The sequence below is a fragment of the Rufibacter soli genome (assembly GCF_054781795.1).
On sequence record NZ_BAAGTS010000006.1, the window covers coordinates 145980 to 163529 of the forward strand.

At 51.2% G+C, this 17550-nt stretch carries 17 protein-coding genes; 12 read left to right on the forward strand and 5 right to left on the reverse strand.

The genetic code is table 11. The annotated features are described in order from the left end of the window. Positions 1-235 precede the first annotated feature (235 nt). The 5 genes from era to ACYVJQ_RS19255 all read left to right on the forward strand — a co-directional run bounded on the left by era (position 236) and on the right by ACYVJQ_RS19255 (position 3618). Positions 236-1138 (forward strand): GTPase Era, encoded by a 903-nt coding sequence (era, locus tag ACYVJQ_RS19235; RefSeq protein WP_460894745.1) that lies wholly within the window; start codon positions 236-238, stop codon positions 1136-1138. A gap of 194 nt (positions 1139-1332) precedes the next feature. Beyond that, complete coding sequence (gene der / locus ACYVJQ_RS19240; protein ID WP_460894746.1) at positions 1333-2646, forward strand: ribosome biogenesis GTPase Der; 1314 nt, start codon at positions 1333-1335, stop codon at positions 2644-2646. A 69-nt stretch (positions 2647-2715) separates the two neighbouring features. After that, on the forward strand, positions 2716-2916 hold the full coding sequence (locus ACYVJQ_RS19245; protein WP_460894747.1) for a hypothetical protein: 201 nt from the start codon (positions 2716-2718) through the stop codon (positions 2914-2916). Between the two features lie 238 nt (positions 2917-3154). After that, positions 3155-3349 (forward strand): hypothetical protein, encoded by a 195-nt coding sequence (locus ACYVJQ_RS19250; RefSeq protein WP_460894748.1) that lies wholly within the window; start codon positions 3155-3157, stop codon positions 3347-3349. 74 nt (positions 3350-3423) lie between these two features. Next, positions 3424-3618, forward strand: a complete 195-nt coding sequence (locus tag ACYVJQ_RS19255) for a hypothetical protein (protein ID WP_460894749.1) — start codon at positions 3424-3426, stop codon at positions 3616-3618. A 129-nt stretch (positions 3619-3747) separates the two neighbouring features. Here the strand turns inward: ACYVJQ_RS19255 and ACYVJQ_RS19260 are convergent, their stop codons facing one another. The 4 genes from ACYVJQ_RS19260 to ACYVJQ_RS19275 form a co-directional block, all read right to left on the reverse strand. After that, entirely contained in the window at positions 3748-4317 is a 570-nt protein-coding gene (locus ACYVJQ_RS19260; RefSeq protein ID WP_460894750.1) for a hypothetical protein, read from the reverse strand. A gap of 155 nt (positions 4318-4472) precedes the next feature. Beyond that, positions 4473-5279 (reverse strand): N-acetylmuramic acid 6-phosphate etherase, encoded by an 807-nt coding sequence (gene murQ, locus ACYVJQ_RS19265; protein ID WP_460894751.1) that lies wholly within the window; start codon positions 5277-5279, stop codon positions 4473-4475. After that, the gene (locus ACYVJQ_RS19270) at positions 5276-6127 is read right to left on the reverse strand and encodes an N-acetylglucosamine kinase (RefSeq protein WP_460894752.1); all 852 of its coding nucleotides are present in this window, start codon (positions 6125-6127) and stop codon (positions 5276-5278) included. Before ACYVJQ_RS19270 ends, murQ begins: the two co-directional genes overlap by 4 nt. Positions 6128-6180: 53 nt before the next feature. Further along, positions 6181-6411: a cytochrome b5 domain-containing protein gene (locus ACYVJQ_RS19275; protein ID WP_460894753.1), complete on the reverse strand. Its 231-nt coding sequence runs from the start codon at positions 6409-6411 to the stop codon at positions 6181-6183. Between the two features lie 112 nt (positions 6412-6523). On the opposite strand from ACYVJQ_RS19275, the gene ACYVJQ_RS19280 reads away from it, so the two are divergent. After that, entirely contained in the window at positions 6524-6901 is a 378-nt protein-coding gene (locus ACYVJQ_RS19280; RefSeq protein ID WP_460894754.1) for a four helix bundle protein, read from the forward strand. An 80-nt stretch (positions 6902-6981) separates the two neighbouring features. Here the strand turns inward: ACYVJQ_RS19280 and ACYVJQ_RS19285 are convergent, their stop codons facing one another. Further along, the gene (locus tag ACYVJQ_RS19285; protein WP_460894755.1) at positions 6982-8130 is read right to left on the reverse strand and encodes a formimidoylglutamase; all 1149 of its coding nucleotides are present in this window, start codon (positions 8128-8130) and stop codon (positions 6982-6984) included. Positions 8131-8279: 149 nt separating this feature from the next. Here ACYVJQ_RS19285 and ACYVJQ_RS19290 point away from each other — a divergent pair, with 149 nt between their 5' ends. The 6 genes from ACYVJQ_RS19290 to ACYVJQ_RS19315 all read left to right on the forward strand — a co-directional run bounded on the left by ACYVJQ_RS19290 (position 8280) and on the right by ACYVJQ_RS19315 (position 17515). Continuing rightward, positions 8280-10046 (forward strand): AMP-dependent synthetase/ligase, encoded by a 1767-nt coding sequence (locus tag ACYVJQ_RS19290; RefSeq protein WP_460894756.1) that lies wholly within the window; start codon positions 8280-8282, stop codon positions 10044-10046. A 136-nt stretch (positions 10047-10182) separates the two neighbouring features. Beyond that, a complete protein-coding gene (locus ACYVJQ_RS19295; RefSeq protein WP_460894757.1) occupies positions 10183-11016 on the forward strand; it encodes a hypothetical protein in 834 nt (277 codons plus the stop codon). Positions 11017-11479: 463 nt separating this feature from the next. Beyond that, positions 11480-11938 carry a MarR family winged helix-turn-helix transcriptional regulator gene (locus ACYVJQ_RS19300; RefSeq protein ID WP_460894758.1) on the forward strand — a complete coding sequence of 153 codons (459 nt, stop codon included), beginning with the start codon at positions 11480-11482 and terminating at the stop codon, positions 11936-11938. A 109-nt stretch (positions 11939-12047) separates the two neighbouring features. After that, positions 12048-14450 (forward strand): 3-hydroxyacyl-CoA dehydrogenase NAD-binding domain-containing protein, encoded by a 2403-nt coding sequence (locus tag ACYVJQ_RS19305; protein WP_460894759.1) that lies wholly within the window; start codon positions 12048-12050, stop codon positions 14448-14450. A gap of 84 nt (positions 14451-14534) precedes the next feature. Continuing rightward, entirely contained in the window at positions 14535-15713 is a 1179-nt protein-coding gene (locus ACYVJQ_RS19310) for an acetyl-CoA C-acyltransferase (protein ID WP_460894760.1), read from the forward strand. A 14-nt stretch (positions 15714-15727) separates the two neighbouring features. After that, positions 15728-17515: an acyl-CoA dehydrogenase family protein gene (locus tag ACYVJQ_RS19315; protein ID WP_460894761.1), complete on the forward strand. Its 1788-nt coding sequence runs from the start codon at positions 15728-15730 to the stop codon at positions 17513-17515. Positions 17516-17550: the final 35 nt, after the last annotated feature.

A 17550-nucleotide genomic window follows, 5' to 3' on the forward strand; every position in this document is an offset into this window, starting at 1 on the left:
TGATAGGTACGGGGAACGTCTTCTGAAGGTGATATCCATCATGGGCCAAACAGGCAAAAGAACAAACTGTTTCACGGGCGTTTTTGTATAAACAGCCCGAAAGTAGAAAGGTGCCTTAAGGACTTTTTGCCCGTTTAACTGTTATAGGCGGTAGGCCTTACCTAAAGAAGCATATTAGATAACCCACAACTCATAACTCCCTAAAAAACCGTACCTTTGCAAATTGTTTTGAAAGATGGAGAATAACGTAACAGAGAAGCCGCACAAGGCAGGGTTTGTAAGCATCATTGGCAAGCCCAACGTGGGTAAGTCTACTTTGATGAACGTGATGGTGGGCGAGAAACTTTCCATTATCACCTCTAAAGCCCAAACCACCCGTCACCGCATCATGGGTATCCTTAACTCAGAGGATTTCCAGATTGTGTATTCAGACACGCCCGGCATCATTCAGCCGCAGTATGAACTGCATGAGTCTATGATGCGGTTTGTGCACGCCTCTCTGGAAGACGCAGACGTGATTCTGTTTGTGACTGATATCTACGAGAAGCATGACGAGAGTGAAGTAGTAGAACGCCTGCGCAAAGCCAAGGCACCTATTCTTTTGCTTATCAATAAGATTGACCAGGCTACCCAGGAAGAAGTAGTGGCCAAGGTAGAGTACTGGAAAGAGCAGTTACCGGCGCAGGAATACCTGGCCATCTCGGCGCTGCACAGCCAGGGCACGCCCGGGGTTTTCCAGAAGATTTTGGACCTGCTGCCGGAGCACCCGCCCTATTACCCCAAAGATGAACTAACCGACAAGCCCGAGCGTTTCTTTGCCGCTGAGATGATCCGGGAGAAAATCTTCCTCAACTACAAGAAAGAGATTCCTTACAGCTGCGAGGTAGTGATTGAGGAGTTCAAGGAAGACGACAACCTCATAAGAATGCGCGCCGAAATTTCCGTGGAGCGCAAGAGTCAGAAAGGCATTGTGATAGGAGACAAAGGCGCCGCTTTAAAGAAAGTAGGCACCCAGGCCCGTCTGGATATGGAAGAGTTCTTCGGGAAGAAAGTGTTTCTGGACCTCTACGTGCGCGTGAACGAGAACTGGCGCGCTGATAAACGCCTCCTGGATCGGTTCGGATATAACAGTATATAGTTGCTAGTTGTCAGTTATTAGTTGTCAGCCAAGTTGAAAATTCTTATTTCTTCTGTACTGACAACTAGCAACTACTAACTGACAACTAAAAAGATAGTACCCTGGCGGCGCCACGAAGGCGATACCGCAGGGCTTCACCCGTGTTTTGGGAGTGATTCTTGAAAAGGAGCCTCAAAACGCACATTTCAAGTAGTATGGCACAAAATACCATCGCCATTGTAGGACGCCCCAACGTGGGCAAATCAACCCTGTTCAACCGTTTAGTGGGTACCCGCAAAGCTATCATGGATAATGAGAGCGGCGTAACCCGTGACCGCCACTATGGCCACGGCAACTGGACAGGTAAATACTTCACCGTTATTGATACCGGCGGCTACGTACGCGGGTCTGATGATATCTTTGAAGGCGAAATCAGAAAGCAGGTTGACCTGGCCATTAAAGAGGCAGACGTGATCCTGTTTATGGTAGACGTAGATGCCGGGGTGACCGGTTTAGACCAGGAGTTTGCTGATGTGCTGCGCCGCACCAAAAAGCCCATTTACATTGTGGCCAACAAGGCAGATACCCACGCCCGCGGGCACCTGGCCGGCGAGTTTTACGCCCTGGGTTTTGAAGCCGAGATTTTCCCGGTTTCCAGCCAGAATGGCTCCGGTACCGGTGAGTTGTTGGATGCCGTGGTGTCGCACTTCCCTGAGGAAGGCATTGAGAACCCAGAGGCCGGTATTCCGCGCATTGCCGTGATTGGCCGCCCTAACGTAGGTAAATCTTCGTTCGTGAATTTGCTGCTGGGCGAGGACCGGAATATTGTGACCGACATTGCCGGCACCACCCGTGACTCTATCCATTCGCACTACAAGGCGTTTGGCAAAGAGTTCATCATTGTAGACACCGCCGGGTTGCGCAAGAAAAGCAAGGTGCATGAAGACATTGAGTTCTACTCAGTGCTTCGCTCTATTCGGGCGTTGGAGGAAAGCGATATCTGCGTGATGATGCTGGACGCCACCCGCGGCATTGAGGCCCAGGACATGAACATCATTGGCTTAGCCGACAAGAACCGCAAGGGCCTGGTGATTCTGGTGAACAAATGGGATTTGGTGGAGAAAGAAACCAACACCGTGCGTGATATGGAGAAGGCTATTCTGGAGCGTATTGCCCCTATTGCCTACCCACCCATTATCTTCATCTCTGTTATGAACAAGCAGCGGGTGCACAAGGCCATTGAAACCATCATTCAGGTGTATGAGAACCGGTCGCTCAAGATCCCTACCTCCAAGCTGAATGATGCCATGCTTAAGGAGATTGAGCGCTATCCGCCGCCGTCTATTAAAGGCAAATTCGTGAAAATTAAATACGTCACCCAATTACCTACGCACACGCCTACGTTCGCCTTTTTCTGCAACTTGCCGCAGTACATAAAAGAGTCGTATGCTCGGTTCCTGGAGAATAGGTTGCGGGAACATTTTGGTTTTGAAGGAGTGCCTGTTAACTTAGTGTTCAGAAAGAAATAGGTTCGCCTGCTTTTTTCGGTACCAAGACCTTACATCCTACTACCCTTTTTTACCCTTTATTAACACATCATGCGGACTATTTTGACGTTAATTGCAGCGGTGGGCATCTTGTCCTTCTCTGCCTGCAATTCTAAGAAAGCAGATGAGGCTGCTGCTCCCACCACAACAGAGGAGGCAGTGAACGCCACAGACATTGCTGAGACCACTGCTTCTCCTATTGATACGCAAGGGGTGTTGCTAGATACGCTATCTACTGATTCCATTAGATAAACACTACTCGGCATACCGTGCCGGAATTACTTCCAAAACGCGGGTTATACTTGATATTTATTAAGTATAACCCGCGTTTTTGTGTATATACAAGGTATTTGTTGAATAATTCGTATATCTACGGTAGAAAATATATCCATTCTTCCATACTTGCGTACAAGACTCCATAAACCTTGAAATGCCCGCAATACCCTTGGGCAAGAAGAGGAAATGACCTTTAGACGCACAAGCCATAACCATGAAAAAGACACTTTTTCTCTCTGCTTTGCTTACCGGAATCCTGGGCTTTTCTGCCTGTGACTCTAAAACCGAAAATAAAATGGAGGAGCAAGCCGAGATTGTGGAAACCCACGCTGAGATGGCCGGTGATACAGCCTTGGCCCGTGAAGCCAGACAAGTGAAAGACAGCATTGATGCTGTAGACCCAAAATAAGTGCGGCGCCTTAGATAGAAGGCCGCTATTATTGATTACCTTAAATTGTTTTTAAATCCCTACAAAATAAAACTATGAAAAAGACATTGTTTGTAATGACCCTTGCTGCCGGTATGATGAGTTTCGCTTCTTGTGACTCTGCCAAAGAAAACCGCCAGGAAGAAAAAGCAGAGCAAATGGAAGATGCAGCTGATGATGCTGACAACCCTGCTGCTGAAGAGAGAGCTGAAGAGCTGGAAGATAGCGTTGACGCTGTTGATCCTCAATAAGCAAACTACCGTTATATAAAAAAGGGGCTCCTGTTCAGGAACCCCTTTTTTATGGCCCGCTGGCAGTCAGCCCTCTGGCCTGTTTTAAGCCTGTTTTCACAAAAACGTGCCCAAAACAGGCCGGGGCCATTAGGCGCCCAGCCTTCTCTGGATAAGGTTGTCTACCAGCATATACAACTGGGGCGGGGCCAGCGTGCGCCACGGAATCTTGTCCAGGTCGCCCCCAAAGTTGATGTAGTAATCTACGTGGAACTGCTGCATCTCCTGCACCACAAAGTCCTGGAAGCCTATAGCGGCAATCCAGCCGTCTTCCACATCTTCAAACCACTCCTCATAGTAAGAGTCATCTGACCCATGGAAGTTGAAGACATTCTCGCCAATCAGGATGAAGTGATTAATGCCCTCGCCCACCATCAGGTCCAGGATGTTGCGCTTCAGGCTCATGATGTCATTGTGGAGTGTGTCATTCCATTCGCCAATGAATTCAATAATGGCGTAGCCCTCATTGTAGTCTACGTACAGAATCTTCAGGAAAAGCGTCTCTGAGTCTATATCATCCCACTGCGGGTGAATGTAGTACCCGTAAATGGTGTTCATGTACTCTAGCTCATTATACTCGGCTCCGTACAGCGGGGAGCGTTCATCTTCGGCTGCGGAGTAAGCTTCAATCCAGTTGTAAAAGGGCTCTATGGTGTGCATGGCAAAATATACTTAGCTGCGAAAAAGAGTAACGGGTAAACCAGCCCAAGGGATGGGGATAGCCATAAAAAAAGATCTGCCGGTAAATGGCAGATCTTTTTTTATGGCGTTTTGGGCCTGTTTTCTAAAAAACGGCCCCAAAACAGAAGAGGTGGTTATTGATTGTAGAAGGAGGTGATGGCGGCGCGTACGCTGCCGTGCAGGTCCAGCAGCTCACGGGATTTTTCCTCAGAGATGTTGAGTTCATCCATGATCATGCGGACACCGCGGTCAACCAATTTGTGGTTGGTCAGTTGCATGTCTACCATTTTGTTGCCTTTCACCTTGCCCAATTGAATCATTACCGAGGTGGTGAGCATGTTGAGGGCCAGCTTTTGGCCGGTACCGGCTTTCATACGGGTACTGCCGGTTAAAAACTCGGGGCCGGTTACTACTTCCACGGGGAACTGGGCCACGGCGGCTACTTTGCTGTCTGCGTTGCACACCACGCAACCGGTGGTAATACCGCGGTCATTGCAGGCCTGCAGACCGCCAATCACGTAGGGCGTACGGCCTGAGGCGGCAATGCCCACCACCACGTCTTTCTCGTTTACGCCATAGGCATCCAGGTCTCTGATGGCCTGCTGATCATCATCTTCGGCAAATTCAACCGCTCTTCTAATGGCGGTATCGCCGCCGGCCATAATGCCAATGACCATGTCAAAAGGCACGCCGAAGGTAGGAGGGCACTCAGAGGCATCTACCACGCCCAGCCGGCCGCTGGTACCGGCGCCAATGTAGAACAGACGGCCACCTTCGCGCATTTTGGCTACCACGGCGGCTACCAGTTTCTCTAACTGCGGAATGGCTTTCTCCACGGCTAGGGGCACCGTTTTGTCTTCTTTGTTAATGTTGGTAAGGAGTTCATGCACGCTCATCTTTTCCAGATGGTCATAGTGCGAGGCGGTTTCAGTAGTACTCATAGGGAAAGTTTTTGCTGATGATACTGGCTAAGGCCCTCAATGGGGCTTTCTAAGATAGTGCATACGGTGACCCCGTACTGTTGGGCCACTGTACGCAGAATGTCTCTGAAATAATAGGCAATGGAGCCTACAAAGTGGGTTTCTTTTTTCTGGTAGTCTGGGTATTTGACCACGGCCTTTTCAAAGAAATCACCCAGGCATTTAGTGATCATCTGGTAAATGAAGGGATGTTCGCGGTGGTCTGAGAGAAAGCGGGCAAAGCCGGCCATGTACCTGTTGGGGTAGGGCTTGCGGTACACATTATCTACTATCTCATCACGGTTGGTATGGTAGCGCTCCTCAAAGGCCTGGTGCAGGTCGGCGGGTAGTTCCTGGTTCAGAAAAGCCTGTACAATGTGTTTGCCCATGTACCCGCCACTGCCTTCGTCACCTAGAATAAAGCCTAGGTTGGGCAGGTTCTGTATTATCTTTTCGCCGTCATAGAGACACGAGTTGGAGCCGGTGCCCAGAATGCAGGCAATGCCTTCTTTGTGACCACACAGGGCCCGGGCCGCGGCCTCCAAATCATGGTGCACGTGCACCTGCGCGTTAGGGAACACCGCTAGCAGCGCCGCCGCTACTAGGTCTTGTTTGTCTTTGGCGCTACAACCCGCGCCGTAAAAATATACTTGTTGGGGCGCTATGCCGGGTAATTGCGGCAACAGGCTGTCTTTCAGGGTTTGGGCAATCTCGGGGGTATCCTGGTAATAGGGGTTAATCCCCACAGTAAGGGCCTGGGCCACTTCGCCCTGAGCGTTTAGCAGGCGCCAGGCGGTTTTAGTAGAGCCACTGTCGGCAATAAGGATCATAAGCGGGAGGAAAGAAACAGCCTCAAATCTCTGAAAATCTGCCCAAAGAAGCCCTATTTTTTTAAGATTCCTATCACAGTGAACTTGTCAAACACATATTCAGTGTGCGGGGCGTCTTTGAGTTCCTCCGTCAGGTCTTGTCCGGCCCAGTGCTCATAGTGGTTCCCGCGGCGCCACAACCTAGACTTGGTCACATCATAAATCTCCCCCTTGTAGGCGACCCAAATCTCATCACGGTCTTGCCCGTTACGCAGGGCCAGTTGGGAGCGGGTGTATTCTTGCATCTTATAAGGAGTGAATGAGTGATTGTGTGAATGAGTGTATGTTGGAATGAAATTAAATGAATAAGTGAATTTTTAGGTAAAACTGGTGTTTGAGATAAAAACTTTCCAAGCCATGAGTGAGACGATAAAATTGACCAAGGAAGAATTTATTGAGCGTTTCAGGCAACGTACAAAGAATTTAGCCTTGCATTTAATAAGGTTTTGCCAGCTATTGCCAAAAACAGAAGAGGCTACAATCATGAAACGCCAGTTATTACGCTCCGTAACTTCTGTGGCTGCAAATTATAGGGCTGCCTGTCGCTCACGCTCTGCTGCAGAATTCTATTCTAAAATTAGCATCTGTATAGAAGAAGCAGATGAAACATTGTTCTGGCTAGAACTGCTTACAGAATCAGGATCTGCCACGCAGTTGTCTACAGAGATCCTCATGAAGGAAACGACAGAAATCCTTTACGTTTTATCTAAAGCAAGAAAGAACACAACCAAATAATTAATCACTCATTCACACAATCACTCATTCACACAATCACTCATTCACACAATTACTCATTCACACAATCACTCATTAAATCAAATCCGTGTCTGCATCAGAATCCACCTATTCGGTACTTCGCCGTCTGCGGCGGTGAGGTAGTCCTGGTAGCTGCAGGGCACAATGAGGGGCGGGCGCTGGCCAGAAAGGTCGTCTACCTGCATCCACCATTTCTCGGTGTGGCGGTTTTTGTAGAAAAGCATCTTGTGGGGGTTGTCATGGAAACCCACCGCGAACTTCAGGAAGTGGTTGCTCTGGAAGTCAAGGGTGCCCTGGCGCTGGTAAAAGCCTTCAATGGTGTACCAAACCATGGTGGCCAGCGTGGTGGCCGTGAGGGCCCGGTGGTCCAGTTCGGGTCGGTAGCCATAGAAGCCTATGGAGCTCAGTTGGTCGTTCTGGCCGGCATACCAGCAAAGTTGGCAGGCTTCCTCGCCGGTAAGCCCGAAGGGGTTGGCCTGCAGCTGGCCGGGGGCATCCTGGTACCGGATAGCCGACACGTCAAAGCTGATCAGATCGGCTTGCCGTAACACAGGTTCCATGTCTTTCATCTGTTGCCGCACCTGCCCAATTCTGAAAAGCTCAAAATGCAACTTCTCCAGAACGTTCAGCATGGAGGCATCTGTGAGGTAGGCCTGGTGGGCCAGGTGGCTCACCCCAAACAGGTAATTGGGCTCATGCAGCAAGATGCGTTGCAGGTGGTTTGCTTCAGGCAGGGCTTCATCTTCAATGGCTACGTCCAGTTGGGAGTCAATCACCGTTAGGTTTACGTTCTTGGAAAGGTGTTCATAGCCCAAGAACTGCCCGTAAGAAAGGTCATGCGACCCGCCTATCAGAATAGGGAATTTGCCGGCGTCTACCACCATCTCCACCACTTCCTTCAGGCGCAGGTAGGTGTCTTCCAGATGGATACCGGGCAGCAGGTTGCCCAGGTCCATGACCAGCCATTGCCCTGTGCCTTTAATTAAGCGGTACAGCTCTTTGCGTATGCGGTTGGGGCCCTCATAGGTAAGGTTGGTTGCGTCAACAGAGCCGCGGTACTCTGGTAGGCCTATGAGCACCACCTCGGCAGAGCGCCAGTCTGGGAACGAGTGCAGGAACGGTGCCAGGTAGGCCCCCACGGTTTTGGGGTTGGTTACCTGCCCAAAATGCTCTTCGGGAAGCGGCTCAAAAAAGATGGATAAATTCATGGAGTGGGTAGGCAAAAATCAAATTTAGGTAATTATTGGGCACCAAAAGGTATCATTTTTAGCAAATATGGGCGTAGAAGGCCCAGGGCTTAATTTTTTTTAACCGTATTTAGCTTTATCTTAACCGAACGAACTAGACAGACAACACTATGAAAGTGACCCGCGTTTTTGACCTTCTCACGCAGCAGGTGCAGGAATTTCCCCAGCCAGACTGCTTGGCCGCCAAAATAAACGGAGAATGGGTGAAATATAGCACCCAGCAGGTAATTGACACCGCAAATACGCTTAGTCTGGCCTTGATCAAATCTGGTATCAGGAAGAATGATAAAGTAGCGCTCATTTCCATGAACCGCCCCGAGTGGGTGTTCGCCGACTATGGTATCCAGCAGACCGGCGCAGTGAGCGTGCCTATGTACCCCACCATTACCGTAGAAGATTACCGCTACATCTTAAAAGACTCAGAAACCAAGCTCATTTTGGTCTCTACTGAGGATCTATATAATAAAGTAAAAGAGGCCGCCTCTGACCTTCCCGGCATCCAGGAGATCTACACCTTTGACCGCGTAGAAGGCGCTAAACACTGGACCGAACTGCTTAAGATGGGAGAGGGCGAAGACCCGGCCACGCTGGAGCCGTACAAAGCCGCTGTTACGCCGCAAGACCTGCTTTCCATTATCTATACCTCCGGTACCACTGGGGCACCCAAGGGTGTGATGCTGTCACACAACAACCTGGTGAACAACTTCACCTCTGTGAAGCCCTTCGTGCCGGTAAGCGCCGAGCACCGCGCGCTGAGCTTCCTGCCGCTCTGCCACATTTATGAGCGCATGGTGTCTTGTATCTACTTGTCTGTTGGCGTGTCTATTTACTTTGCGGAGAGCATTGACAAGGTAGGCGATAACCTCAAGGAAGTGCAGCCCCACATCTTTGTGACCGTGCCGCGCCTGCTGGAGAAAGTCTATGACAAGATTGTGGCCAAAGGCGGGGAACTCACCGGGGTGAAGAAAGGACTGTTCTTCTGGGCCTTAAACCTGGGCCAGAAATACGATACCCGCAAATCGCCGGGCGCATTCTATGACCTGCAGCTCAAGCTGGCCCGCAAGCTCATTTTCTCCAAGTGGAAAGAGGCCTTGGGCGGCAACATTAAAGTAATTGTGTCTGGCGGGGCGGCCCTGCAACCGCGTCTGGCCCGTGTTTTCTGGGGCGCTGACATCCGTATTATGGAGGGCTACGGCTTAACAGAGACCTCGCCGGTGATTGCTGTGAACCGCTACGAGCCCGAAGACAACGCCATTGGTACCGTAGGGCCCGTGATAGACGGTGTGGAGGTGAAGATTGCCCCGGATGGCGAGATCCTGACCCGCAGCCAAAGCGTGATGGTGGGCTACTACAAACGCCCTGACCTCACCGCCGAAGTCATTGACCCGGACGGCTGGTTCCACACCGGCGACATCGGTGAGCTGGTGGAAGGCCGTTTCCTCAAGATCACGGACCGCAAGAAGGAGATGTTCAAGACTTCGGGAGGAAAGTACGTGGCGCCGCAGCTCATTGAGAACAAACTCAAGGAGTCTCTGGTAATTGAGCAGGTCATGGTAGTGGGCGAGGGTGAGAAATTCCCGGGTGCCCTTATCGTTCCCGCCTTTGACGGCCTGCAGGAGTGGTGCAAGATTCACCACATCCCCTACACCACCAATGAGGAGATGATCAAGAAGCCCGAGATCCTGGAGAAGTTCCAGAAGGAGATAGACAAAGCCAACGAAACCCTGGCCCAGTATGAGCGCATCAAGAAGTTTGTGGTGCTGCCCAAGGCCTGGAGCGTAGAGACCGGCGAGATGACCCCCAAGCTCAGCATCAAGCGCAAGGTGATCACTGCCAACAACAAAGACCTGATAGAAGGCCTGTATAGGACGGCCTAAGTAATTAGATAAGAAAGGGGAAACACTAGAAAGTGTTTCCCCTTTCTATTTTTAGTCTTGATTTCTACCCCTTATTCCCACAACATGTCTTAAATGTTTTAGGCCTTATATAATTCATGCTCATTTCTTTATCTACATGAAAAACATATTGTATAAGTTTATAAGCATAGGGGTAGGCTTGCTTTTTCCAGGCTGGGTACATGCGCAAAAAGGATTTTTTATTCCGGAGCCTTTGGTGATCCCAGTACACAGCCAGCCTCAGCAGCTGCATCTATCGCTTGGCGTAGGCGGCGGGGTGGGCCTGGTTACCTCTTATGCCATCACTAACAATATGGCTGTGTATGCGTCCGGCTCCCGAAACCCATGGTCCTCCAGCCATTCCTCTCTATTGGGGGGGCGCTATAAAATTGATAAGAAGAATTACGCCTTGGCCGGTGGGGTAGGCTATCTTGCTAATCCGGGAGCGGAAGGATGGGTGATGGAGTTATTTGCGGGCGCGGCCTTTCAGCACATAAATAACTTAAAATATTCTATTAGTCTTAGTTATGATGATCCGGGTACTAAAACAGATGCTGAATATTGGAGCTATAATGGGCAGGTTAATCTAATAAAGCGAAAACCTAAATCTGAGTTTGGGGGTGCCCTGCGAATCTCCTATAACCGCTACAGCACTTTCCATTTCATTAAATATTCTGATTCTCCAAATATTAGGAGGATGTATAAAGGCCTCTGGAGTGCAAACCTGGAACCGGTGGCAAGTTATAGCTACAAGCTTGGTCAATTCAAGATTAATGGGCAGGCAGGATTCTCTGTTCCTGTGTTAAGGGAATGGAATGAGGTGTATATGCAGGATATTAACACCAAGGAAGAAGGGGTATGGGCAGGGGTAAGGGAAAAGGTTGGGATTGCCGCTTTTATTTTTAGGGTTGGCCTGCAATACAACCTTAATTTTGCCCCTGCTCAAGAGTAGGTTCTGCCTTTCTGGAGGCGTTCTGGCAAAGTTGCTGAGCCAGGATAAAAGCCACAACCCTAAGTTAGACGGTTTTGTAGGCAGCATCAGCTTGCAGTATAATTTCAATTTCAAGCCTAAACCGGAGAACTAGTCAAAGCAAATAGCGTGGCCTAGGCTTGCCAAAAAAAAGGCTCTAATTCTCCGCTTGCGCAGTTTTGCAATTTCTAAGTACCCGAGCCCACTAAAAACCGTTTCAGGGCCGTTTTCATAAAAGTAGGCTTAAAACGTTTTTCGAGTTTGGTAGTACCTACTACAGCACTTGGTGTCTGTAATTTAGAAAGCTTCGCAAAATAAGCTGTCTCTCTTTTCCAAAAACGCAAGGCAGGGCCCTTCTTTCAGGAAAAGAATAAAAAATCTCAAATAATAGTATGCAAGCATAACATATTTTTCTAAATTTGGTAAGAGACACCTATATACATTCATGAAAGCAGAGGAGACCGTTGACTTTAATATAAAGGTGTGTTGGCATGCTATTGCCCGTATGTATAATACCCAGGCCGCCAAAAATGACATTACCACCTCCATTGGGTTTGTGCTGTTAAACATTGACCGCGAGAAAGGAACCCCGGCCACCAAGATTGCCCCTTTGCTGGGCCTGGAGGCCCGAAGCCTTACCCGCATTCTCAAGAGCATGGAAGAAAAAGGCCTTATTTACAAGGTAGCCGATGAACAGGACAAACGCTCGGTGCGCATTCATCTCACTGACCTGGGCCTGGAAAAGCGGGAGGTAAGCCGGATCACCGTGAAACAGTTCAACCAGAAGGTACTGGAGGTGATTCCGGAGAAACAGCTGGACGTGTTTTTCAAAGTCATTGGGCAGATCAACCACCTTATTGAAGCCAAGGAGGTGTTCGCCGAAGAAGGCAAGCCAGCCAAGTAAAACCTGTTTTAGGCCTGTTTTTAGAAAAACGGCCCTGAAACGCAAAGTGCTGAAGAAGAAAAAATAGTGCTACCAGATACGCACATCTTGATACATAAAAAGAGTAACTATGAAGAGAATCATTAAGAAAGTGGCGGTGCTGGGCTCGGGCATTATGGGCTCGCGCATTGCCTGCCACTTCGCCAACATTGGTGTGCAGGTGCTGCTCCTGGACATGGTGCCGCGTGAGCTGCTGCCCGAGGAAGAGGCTAAAGGCCTTACCCTGGAGAACAAGTTGGTGCGCAACCGCATTGTGAACACCGCCCTGCAGACGGCCATTTCCTCCAACCCCGCGCCGCTCTACAAGAAGACCGACGCCCGCCTTATCCAGACCGGCAACTTTGACGATGACCTCAAAGACATTGCCGCCTGTGACTGGACCATTGAAGTAGTGGTGGAAAACCTCAAGATCAAGCAGTCTGTGTTTGAGCGCGTGGAGCAGTTCCGCAAGCCGGGCACTTTGATTACTTCCAACACCTCGGGCATTCCCATTCACCTTATGCTGGAAGGCCGCTCAGATGATTTTAAAAAGAATTTCTGCGGCACCCACTTCTTCAACCCGCCGCGGTACCTCAAGTTGCTGGAGATCATCCCTACGCCAGAAACCGACCCCGAGGTAACCCAATTCCTATTAAAGTACGGTGACCTGTTTCTGGGCAAAACCACGGTGCTGGCCAAAGACACGCCGGCTTTTATTGCCAACCGCGTGGGTATCTATGGCATTATGCAGGTACTGCACGTCATGGAGAAACTGGGCCTGAACGTAGATGAGGTAGACCGCCTGACCGGTCCGGTAGTGGGCAGACCAAAATCGGCCACGTTCAGAACTTCTGATGTAGTGGGTCTGGATACGCTGGCCAAAGTGGCGCAAGGGCTTTACCAAACCGGCGAGGCCGATGAAAGACGCGAGCTGTTCCAGTTGCCGGGCTACATTGAGCAGATGCTGGAGAAGAAATGGCTAGGCGATAAAACCAAGCAGGGCTTCTACAAGAAAACCCGTAACGCCGAAGGGGCAACCGAGATTCTTACCCTGGACCTGAAAACCATGGAATACGGACCTAAGCAAAAGGTGCGGTTCCAGAGCATGGAAATGCTCAAGCCCATTGAAGACCTGCGCAAGCGCCTCAAGGTGTTCAGCCAGGCCCAGGACAAGGCTGGTGAGTTCTTCCGGGAAACTTCCTACGGGCTGTTCCAGTACGTGACCAACCGTATCCCTGAGATCTCTGATGAGGTCTTCAGAATTGATGACGCCATGCGCGCCGGCTTTGGCTGGGAATTGGGTCCGTTTGAAACCTGGGATGCCTTTGGCGTGCGTGAGACCGTGAGCGCCATGGAAACCGCCGGCTACAAACCCGCCGACTGGGTGTATGAGATGCTGGAGGCCGGCCATGAGACCTTCTACCGCAGCCAGAACAACCAACGCCAGTACTATGACATCCCTAGCAAAGACTACAAGCAGATTCCGGGCACCGAGAACTTCGTGCTCCTTGACGTGCTGCGCGGTACCAACGTGGTCTGGAAGAACGCCGGCTGCTCTATCATTGACTTAGGTGACGGCATTTTGAACGTGGAATTCCACTCCAAGATGAACGCCATTGGTAGTGAGATCATCCAGGGCCTGAACAAAGGGATTGACTTGGCGGAGCAGAACTTCCGGGGCGTAGTAGTAGGCAATGAGGCCGCCAACTTCTCGGCGGGAGCCAACTTAGGTCTGGTGTTCATGTACGCCCTGGACCAGGAGTATGATGAGCTCAACCTCATGATCAAGCAGTTCCAGAACACCATGATGCGCATGCGCTATTCCGCTATACCAGTAGTGGCCGCGCCGCACGGCTTGACCCTGGGGGGAGGCTGCGAGCTTTGCTTGCACGCAGACAGAGTACAAGCTGCTGCAGAGACCTACATTGGTCTGGTGGAGTTTGGCGTAGGCCTGATCCCGGGCGGTGGTGGTACCAAGGAAATGACCTTGCGCACCTCGGCAGCCTATGAAGAAGGCGATACTGAATACAACGCCCTGCGCAACGTGTTCATGACCATCGGGACGGCCAAAGTCTCCACCTCGGCCGCTGAGGCCTATGACCTTGGCTTTATGCGCCACGGCGATGGTATCACGCTCAACAATAACCGCCAATTAGCAGAGGCCAAAGCCGAAGCCATCCTCTTAGCGGAGGCCGGTTACACCAGACCTACGCCCAAGACCAACATTAAGGTGCAGGGTAAAGGCGGTCTGGGCATGTTCATTACCGGGGCATACGCCATGCACGCGGCCGGTTTCATCTCTGAGCATGACCGCAAGATCTCTGAGAAGCTGGCCTACGTGATGTGCGGCGGTGACCTGTCTATGCCTTCTGAGGTGTCTGAGCAGTATCTGCTGGACCTGGAGCGCGAAGCCTTCCTGAGTCTCTGCGGCGAACGCAAGACCCTGGAGCGCATCAAGAGCATCTTAACCACTGGTAAACCGCTGCGGAATTAGATATAAATAATTATTGTTCAGGAAGATGGGGCAAAGACGTTTTGAGCCTCTTTTTCCAGAAACACCTCCAAAACAGAAAAGAAAATGCAAACTGCCTATATAGTTGCCGGATTCAGAACAGCCGTGGGGAAAGCGCCTCGCGGGGTATTCCGGTTTACCCGGCCCGATGACCTGGCCGCCGACGTGATCAAGCACCTGCTGGCCTCGGTGCCGCAGCTGGACCCCGCCCGCGTGGATGACCTCCTGGTGGGCAACGCGGTGCCCGAGGCCGAGCAAGGCCTGCAGATGGGCCGCATGATTTCCCTGCTGGCCCTGCCCATCAACGTGCCCGGCGCCATCATGAACCGCTACTGCGGCTCCGGTATTGAGACCATTGCCACCGCCGCCTTCAAGATACAGGCAGGCATGGCCGATTGTATTATCGCCGGAGGCACCGAGTCCATGAGCATGGTGCCGGTGGTAGGATGGAAGACCGTTCCTAACTACAAAATTGCCAAGGAGCACCCGGAATACTATCTCAGCATGGGCTTAACCGCTGAGGCTGTGGCCAATGACTTTAAAGTAAGCCGCGAAGACCAGGATTCCTTTGCCTTTGCCTCGCACCAGAAAGCCATCAGGGCCATTGAGGAAGGTCGCTTCAAAGACCAGATTGTGCCCATTAACGTGGAGGAAACCTACCTGGACGAGAACGGCAAAAAGAAAACTCGCTCCTATGTGGTAGACACCGATGAAGGCCCCCGCGCCGATACCTCCCTGGAGAAACTGGCCAAGCTGCGTCCGGTGTTTGCCGCCAACGGAAGCGTGACCGCCGGTAACTCGTCCCAGACCTCAGACGGAGCCGCCTTTACCATTGTCATGAGTGAGCGCATGGTCAAGGAACTGAACCTTGAGCCTATAGCCCGCCTGGTATCTTACGCTGCCGAAGGTGTAGACCCACGCATCATGGGTATGGGCCCGGTGAAAGCTATTCCTAAAGCCCTGAAAAACGCTGGCCTCAACCTGCAGGACATTGACGTGTTCGAGTTGAACGAGGCCTTCGCCTCGCAGTCCATTGCCGTCATGCGCGAACTGGGCATTGACCCCGAGAAACTCAACCCCAACGGTGGTGCCATCGCCCTAGGCCACCCGCTGGGCTGCTCCGGCGCCAAACTAAGCGTGCAGTTGTTTAACGAGCTTCGCCGCCAGAACAAAAAGTACGGCATGGTGACGGCCTGCGTAGGCGGGGGGCAAGGTGTAGCAGGTATTTATGAATTATTGAAATAAACAGCATTATAGCCATGGAAACGACTAACAAAACCCTAAAAGGCGGTGAGTTCATCATCAAGCAAACCAACGCCCAGGACATATTCATCCCAGAGGATTTCTCTGAGGAGCAGCGCATGATGGCCGAGACGGCCCAGCAGTTTGTGCAGTCTGAGGTGATGCCCCTGGTGGAGCGCCTGGACAACCATGAGGAAGGCCTTATGGAGAACCTTATGAAGAAGGCCGGGGAACTGGGCCTATTTGGCGTAGCCATTCCAGAGGAATACGGCGGGCTGGACATGGATTTCAACTCATCTTTGCTGGTGACTGAGTCGGTGGGTTCTGGCCATTCGTTCCCGGTAGCGTTTGCGGCGCACACGGGTATTGGTACACTGCCTATCCTATACTTCGGGACGGAGGAGCAGAAAGCCAAGTACATTCCTAAGTTGACCTCAGGGGAGTGGACGGCCTCTTACTGCTTAACCGAGCCGGGTTCTGGGTCAGATGCGCTGGCCGCCAAGACCAAGGCTATCCTAGACGTGGAAGGCGAGAACTTCGTGTTGAACGGCCAGAAAATGTGGATCACCAACGCCGGCTTTGCCGATGTCTTCATTGTGTTTGCGCAGGTAGACGGCGACAAGTTCACGGGCTTTATTGTGGAGAAAGGCTATGAAGGCCTGAGCCTGGGTCCCGAGGAACACAAGATGGGCATCAAAGGCTCCTCTACCCGCCAGGTGTTCTTCACTGACTGCAAAGTACCCATGAGCAATGTGCTAGGTGAAATTGGCAAAGGCCACCTCATTGCCTTCAATATCCTGAACATCGGGCGTATTAAGCTGGCCGCGGCGTGTCTGGGTGCCTGTAAAGCCGTGACAGATCTGTCCGTGAAGTATGCCAATGAGCGTATCCAGTTCAAAATTCCCATCTCTAAGTTTGGCGCCATCCGGCATAAACTAGCCGAGCAGGCCATTAGGATTTTTGCCGTGGAGTCTGCCCTGTACCGTTGCGGACATGACATCTACAACAAAGAGCAGGAGTTGCTGGCCGCCGGAAAAGGCTACAATGAGGCCGTTCTGGAAGCCGCCCGTGAGTTTGCCGTAGAGGCCGCCATCTTAAAAGTGGACAGCTCTGAGACTTTGGATTACGTGGTAGACGAGGGCGTGCAGATCTACGGAGGCTACGGCTTCTCCGCTGATTACCCCATGGACCGCGCGTACCGCGATGCCCGTATCAACCGCATCTTTGAGGGCACCAATGAGATCAACCGCATGCTTATTGTGGACATGATCTTGAAGAAAGCCCTGAAAGGCGAACTGGATTTGATGGGCCCGGCCGCTGCCGTGCAGCAGGAACTGATGGAGATTCCAGATTTCGGGGATGAAGACACTACCCTATTTGCCGCGGAAAGAAAGACCGTGGAGAAATTCAAGAAAGCCACTTTGCTGACCGCCGGTACCGCCGTGCAGAAGTTCATGATGACCCTTGACAAAGAGCAGGAAGTGTTGATGTACATAGCGGATATGGCCATCCAAACCTACCTTGCTGAGTCTGCCTTATTGCGCGTGGAAAAACTGGTAAGCCAGAACGGCGAAGAAGCTCATGGCCGCCAATTAGACATGGTACGCGTAATCATCAATGACGCCGCTGACCGCATTAACAAAGCCGGTAAAGAAGCCATTGCCGCCATGAGCGAGCCTGGTGATGAGCAGAAGCTATTACTTATTGGCCTGAAACGCTTCACTAAACTGGAGCCGTTCAACACCAAAGAAGCCCGCCGCCGCATTGCCGCGGAGATGATCAAAGAGAACGAGTTTGTGTATTAGTTTTTTAGATACAAGATTCAGGACATACGGCGCAA

Excerpts from the sequence above, each read along its gene's own strand:
- era (WP_460894745.1), top strand. The coding sequence starts at position 236 with ATGGAGAATAACGTAACAGAGAAGCCGCACAAGGCAGGGTTTGTAAGC.
- ACYVJQ_RS19310 (WP_460894760.1), top strand. The coding sequence starts at position 14,535 with ATGCAAACTGCCTATATAGTTGCCGGATTCAGAACAGCCGTGGGGAAA.
- ACYVJQ_RS19255 (WP_460894749.1), top strand. The coding sequence starts at position 3,424 with ATGAAAAAGACATTGTTTGTAATGACCCTTGCTGCCGGTATGATGAGT.
- ACYVJQ_RS19315 (WP_460894761.1), top strand. The coding sequence starts at position 15,728 with ATGGAAACGACTAACAAAACCCTAAAAGGCGGTGAGTTCATCATCAAG.
- ACYVJQ_RS19275 (WP_460894753.1), bottom strand. The coding sequence starts at position 6,411 with ATGCAAGAATACACCCGCTCCCAACTGGCCCTGCGTAACGGGCAAGAC.
- der (WP_460894746.1), top strand. The coding sequence starts at position 1,333 with ATGGCACAAAATACCATCGCCATTGTAGGACGCCCCAACGTGGGCAAA.
- ACYVJQ_RS19285 (WP_460894755.1), bottom strand. The coding sequence starts at position 8,130 with ATGAATTTATCCATCTTTTTTGAGCCGCTTCCCGAAGAGCATTTTGGG.
- ACYVJQ_RS19290 (WP_460894756.1), top strand. The coding sequence starts at position 8,280 with ATGAAAGTGACCCGCGTTTTTGACCTTCTCACGCAGCAGGTGCAGGAA.
- ACYVJQ_RS19245 (WP_460894747.1), top strand. The coding sequence starts at position 2,716 with ATGCGGACTATTTTGACGTTAATTGCAGCGGTGGGCATCTTGTCCTTC.
- ACYVJQ_RS19305 (WP_460894759.1), top strand. The coding sequence starts at position 12,048 with ATGAAGAGAATCATTAAGAAAGTGGCGGTGCTGGGCTCGGGCATTATG.
- ACYVJQ_RS19260 (WP_460894750.1), bottom strand. The coding sequence starts at position 4,317 with ATGCACACCATAGAGCCCTTTTACAACTGGATTGAAGCTTACTCCGCA.
- ACYVJQ_RS19280 (WP_460894754.1), top strand. The coding sequence starts at position 6,524 with ATGAGTGAGACGATAAAATTGACCAAGGAAGAATTTATTGAGCGTTTC.
- ACYVJQ_RS19295 (WP_460894757.1), top strand. The coding sequence starts at position 10,183 with ATGAAAAACATATTGTATAAGTTTATAAGCATAGGGGTAGGCTTGCTT.
- ACYVJQ_RS19250 (WP_460894748.1), top strand. The coding sequence starts at position 3,155 with ATGAAAAAGACACTTTTTCTCTCTGCTTTGCTTACCGGAATCCTGGGC.
- murQ (WP_460894751.1), bottom strand. The coding sequence starts at position 5,279 with ATGAGTACTACTGAAACCGCCTCGCACTATGACCATCTGGAAAAGATG.
- ACYVJQ_RS19270 (WP_460894752.1), bottom strand. The coding sequence starts at position 6,127 with ATGATCCTTATTGCCGACAGTGGCTCTACTAAAACCGCCTGGCGCCTG.
- ACYVJQ_RS19300 (WP_460894758.1), top strand. The coding sequence starts at position 11,480 with ATGAAAGCAGAGGAGACCGTTGACTTTAATATAAAGGTGTGTTGGCAT.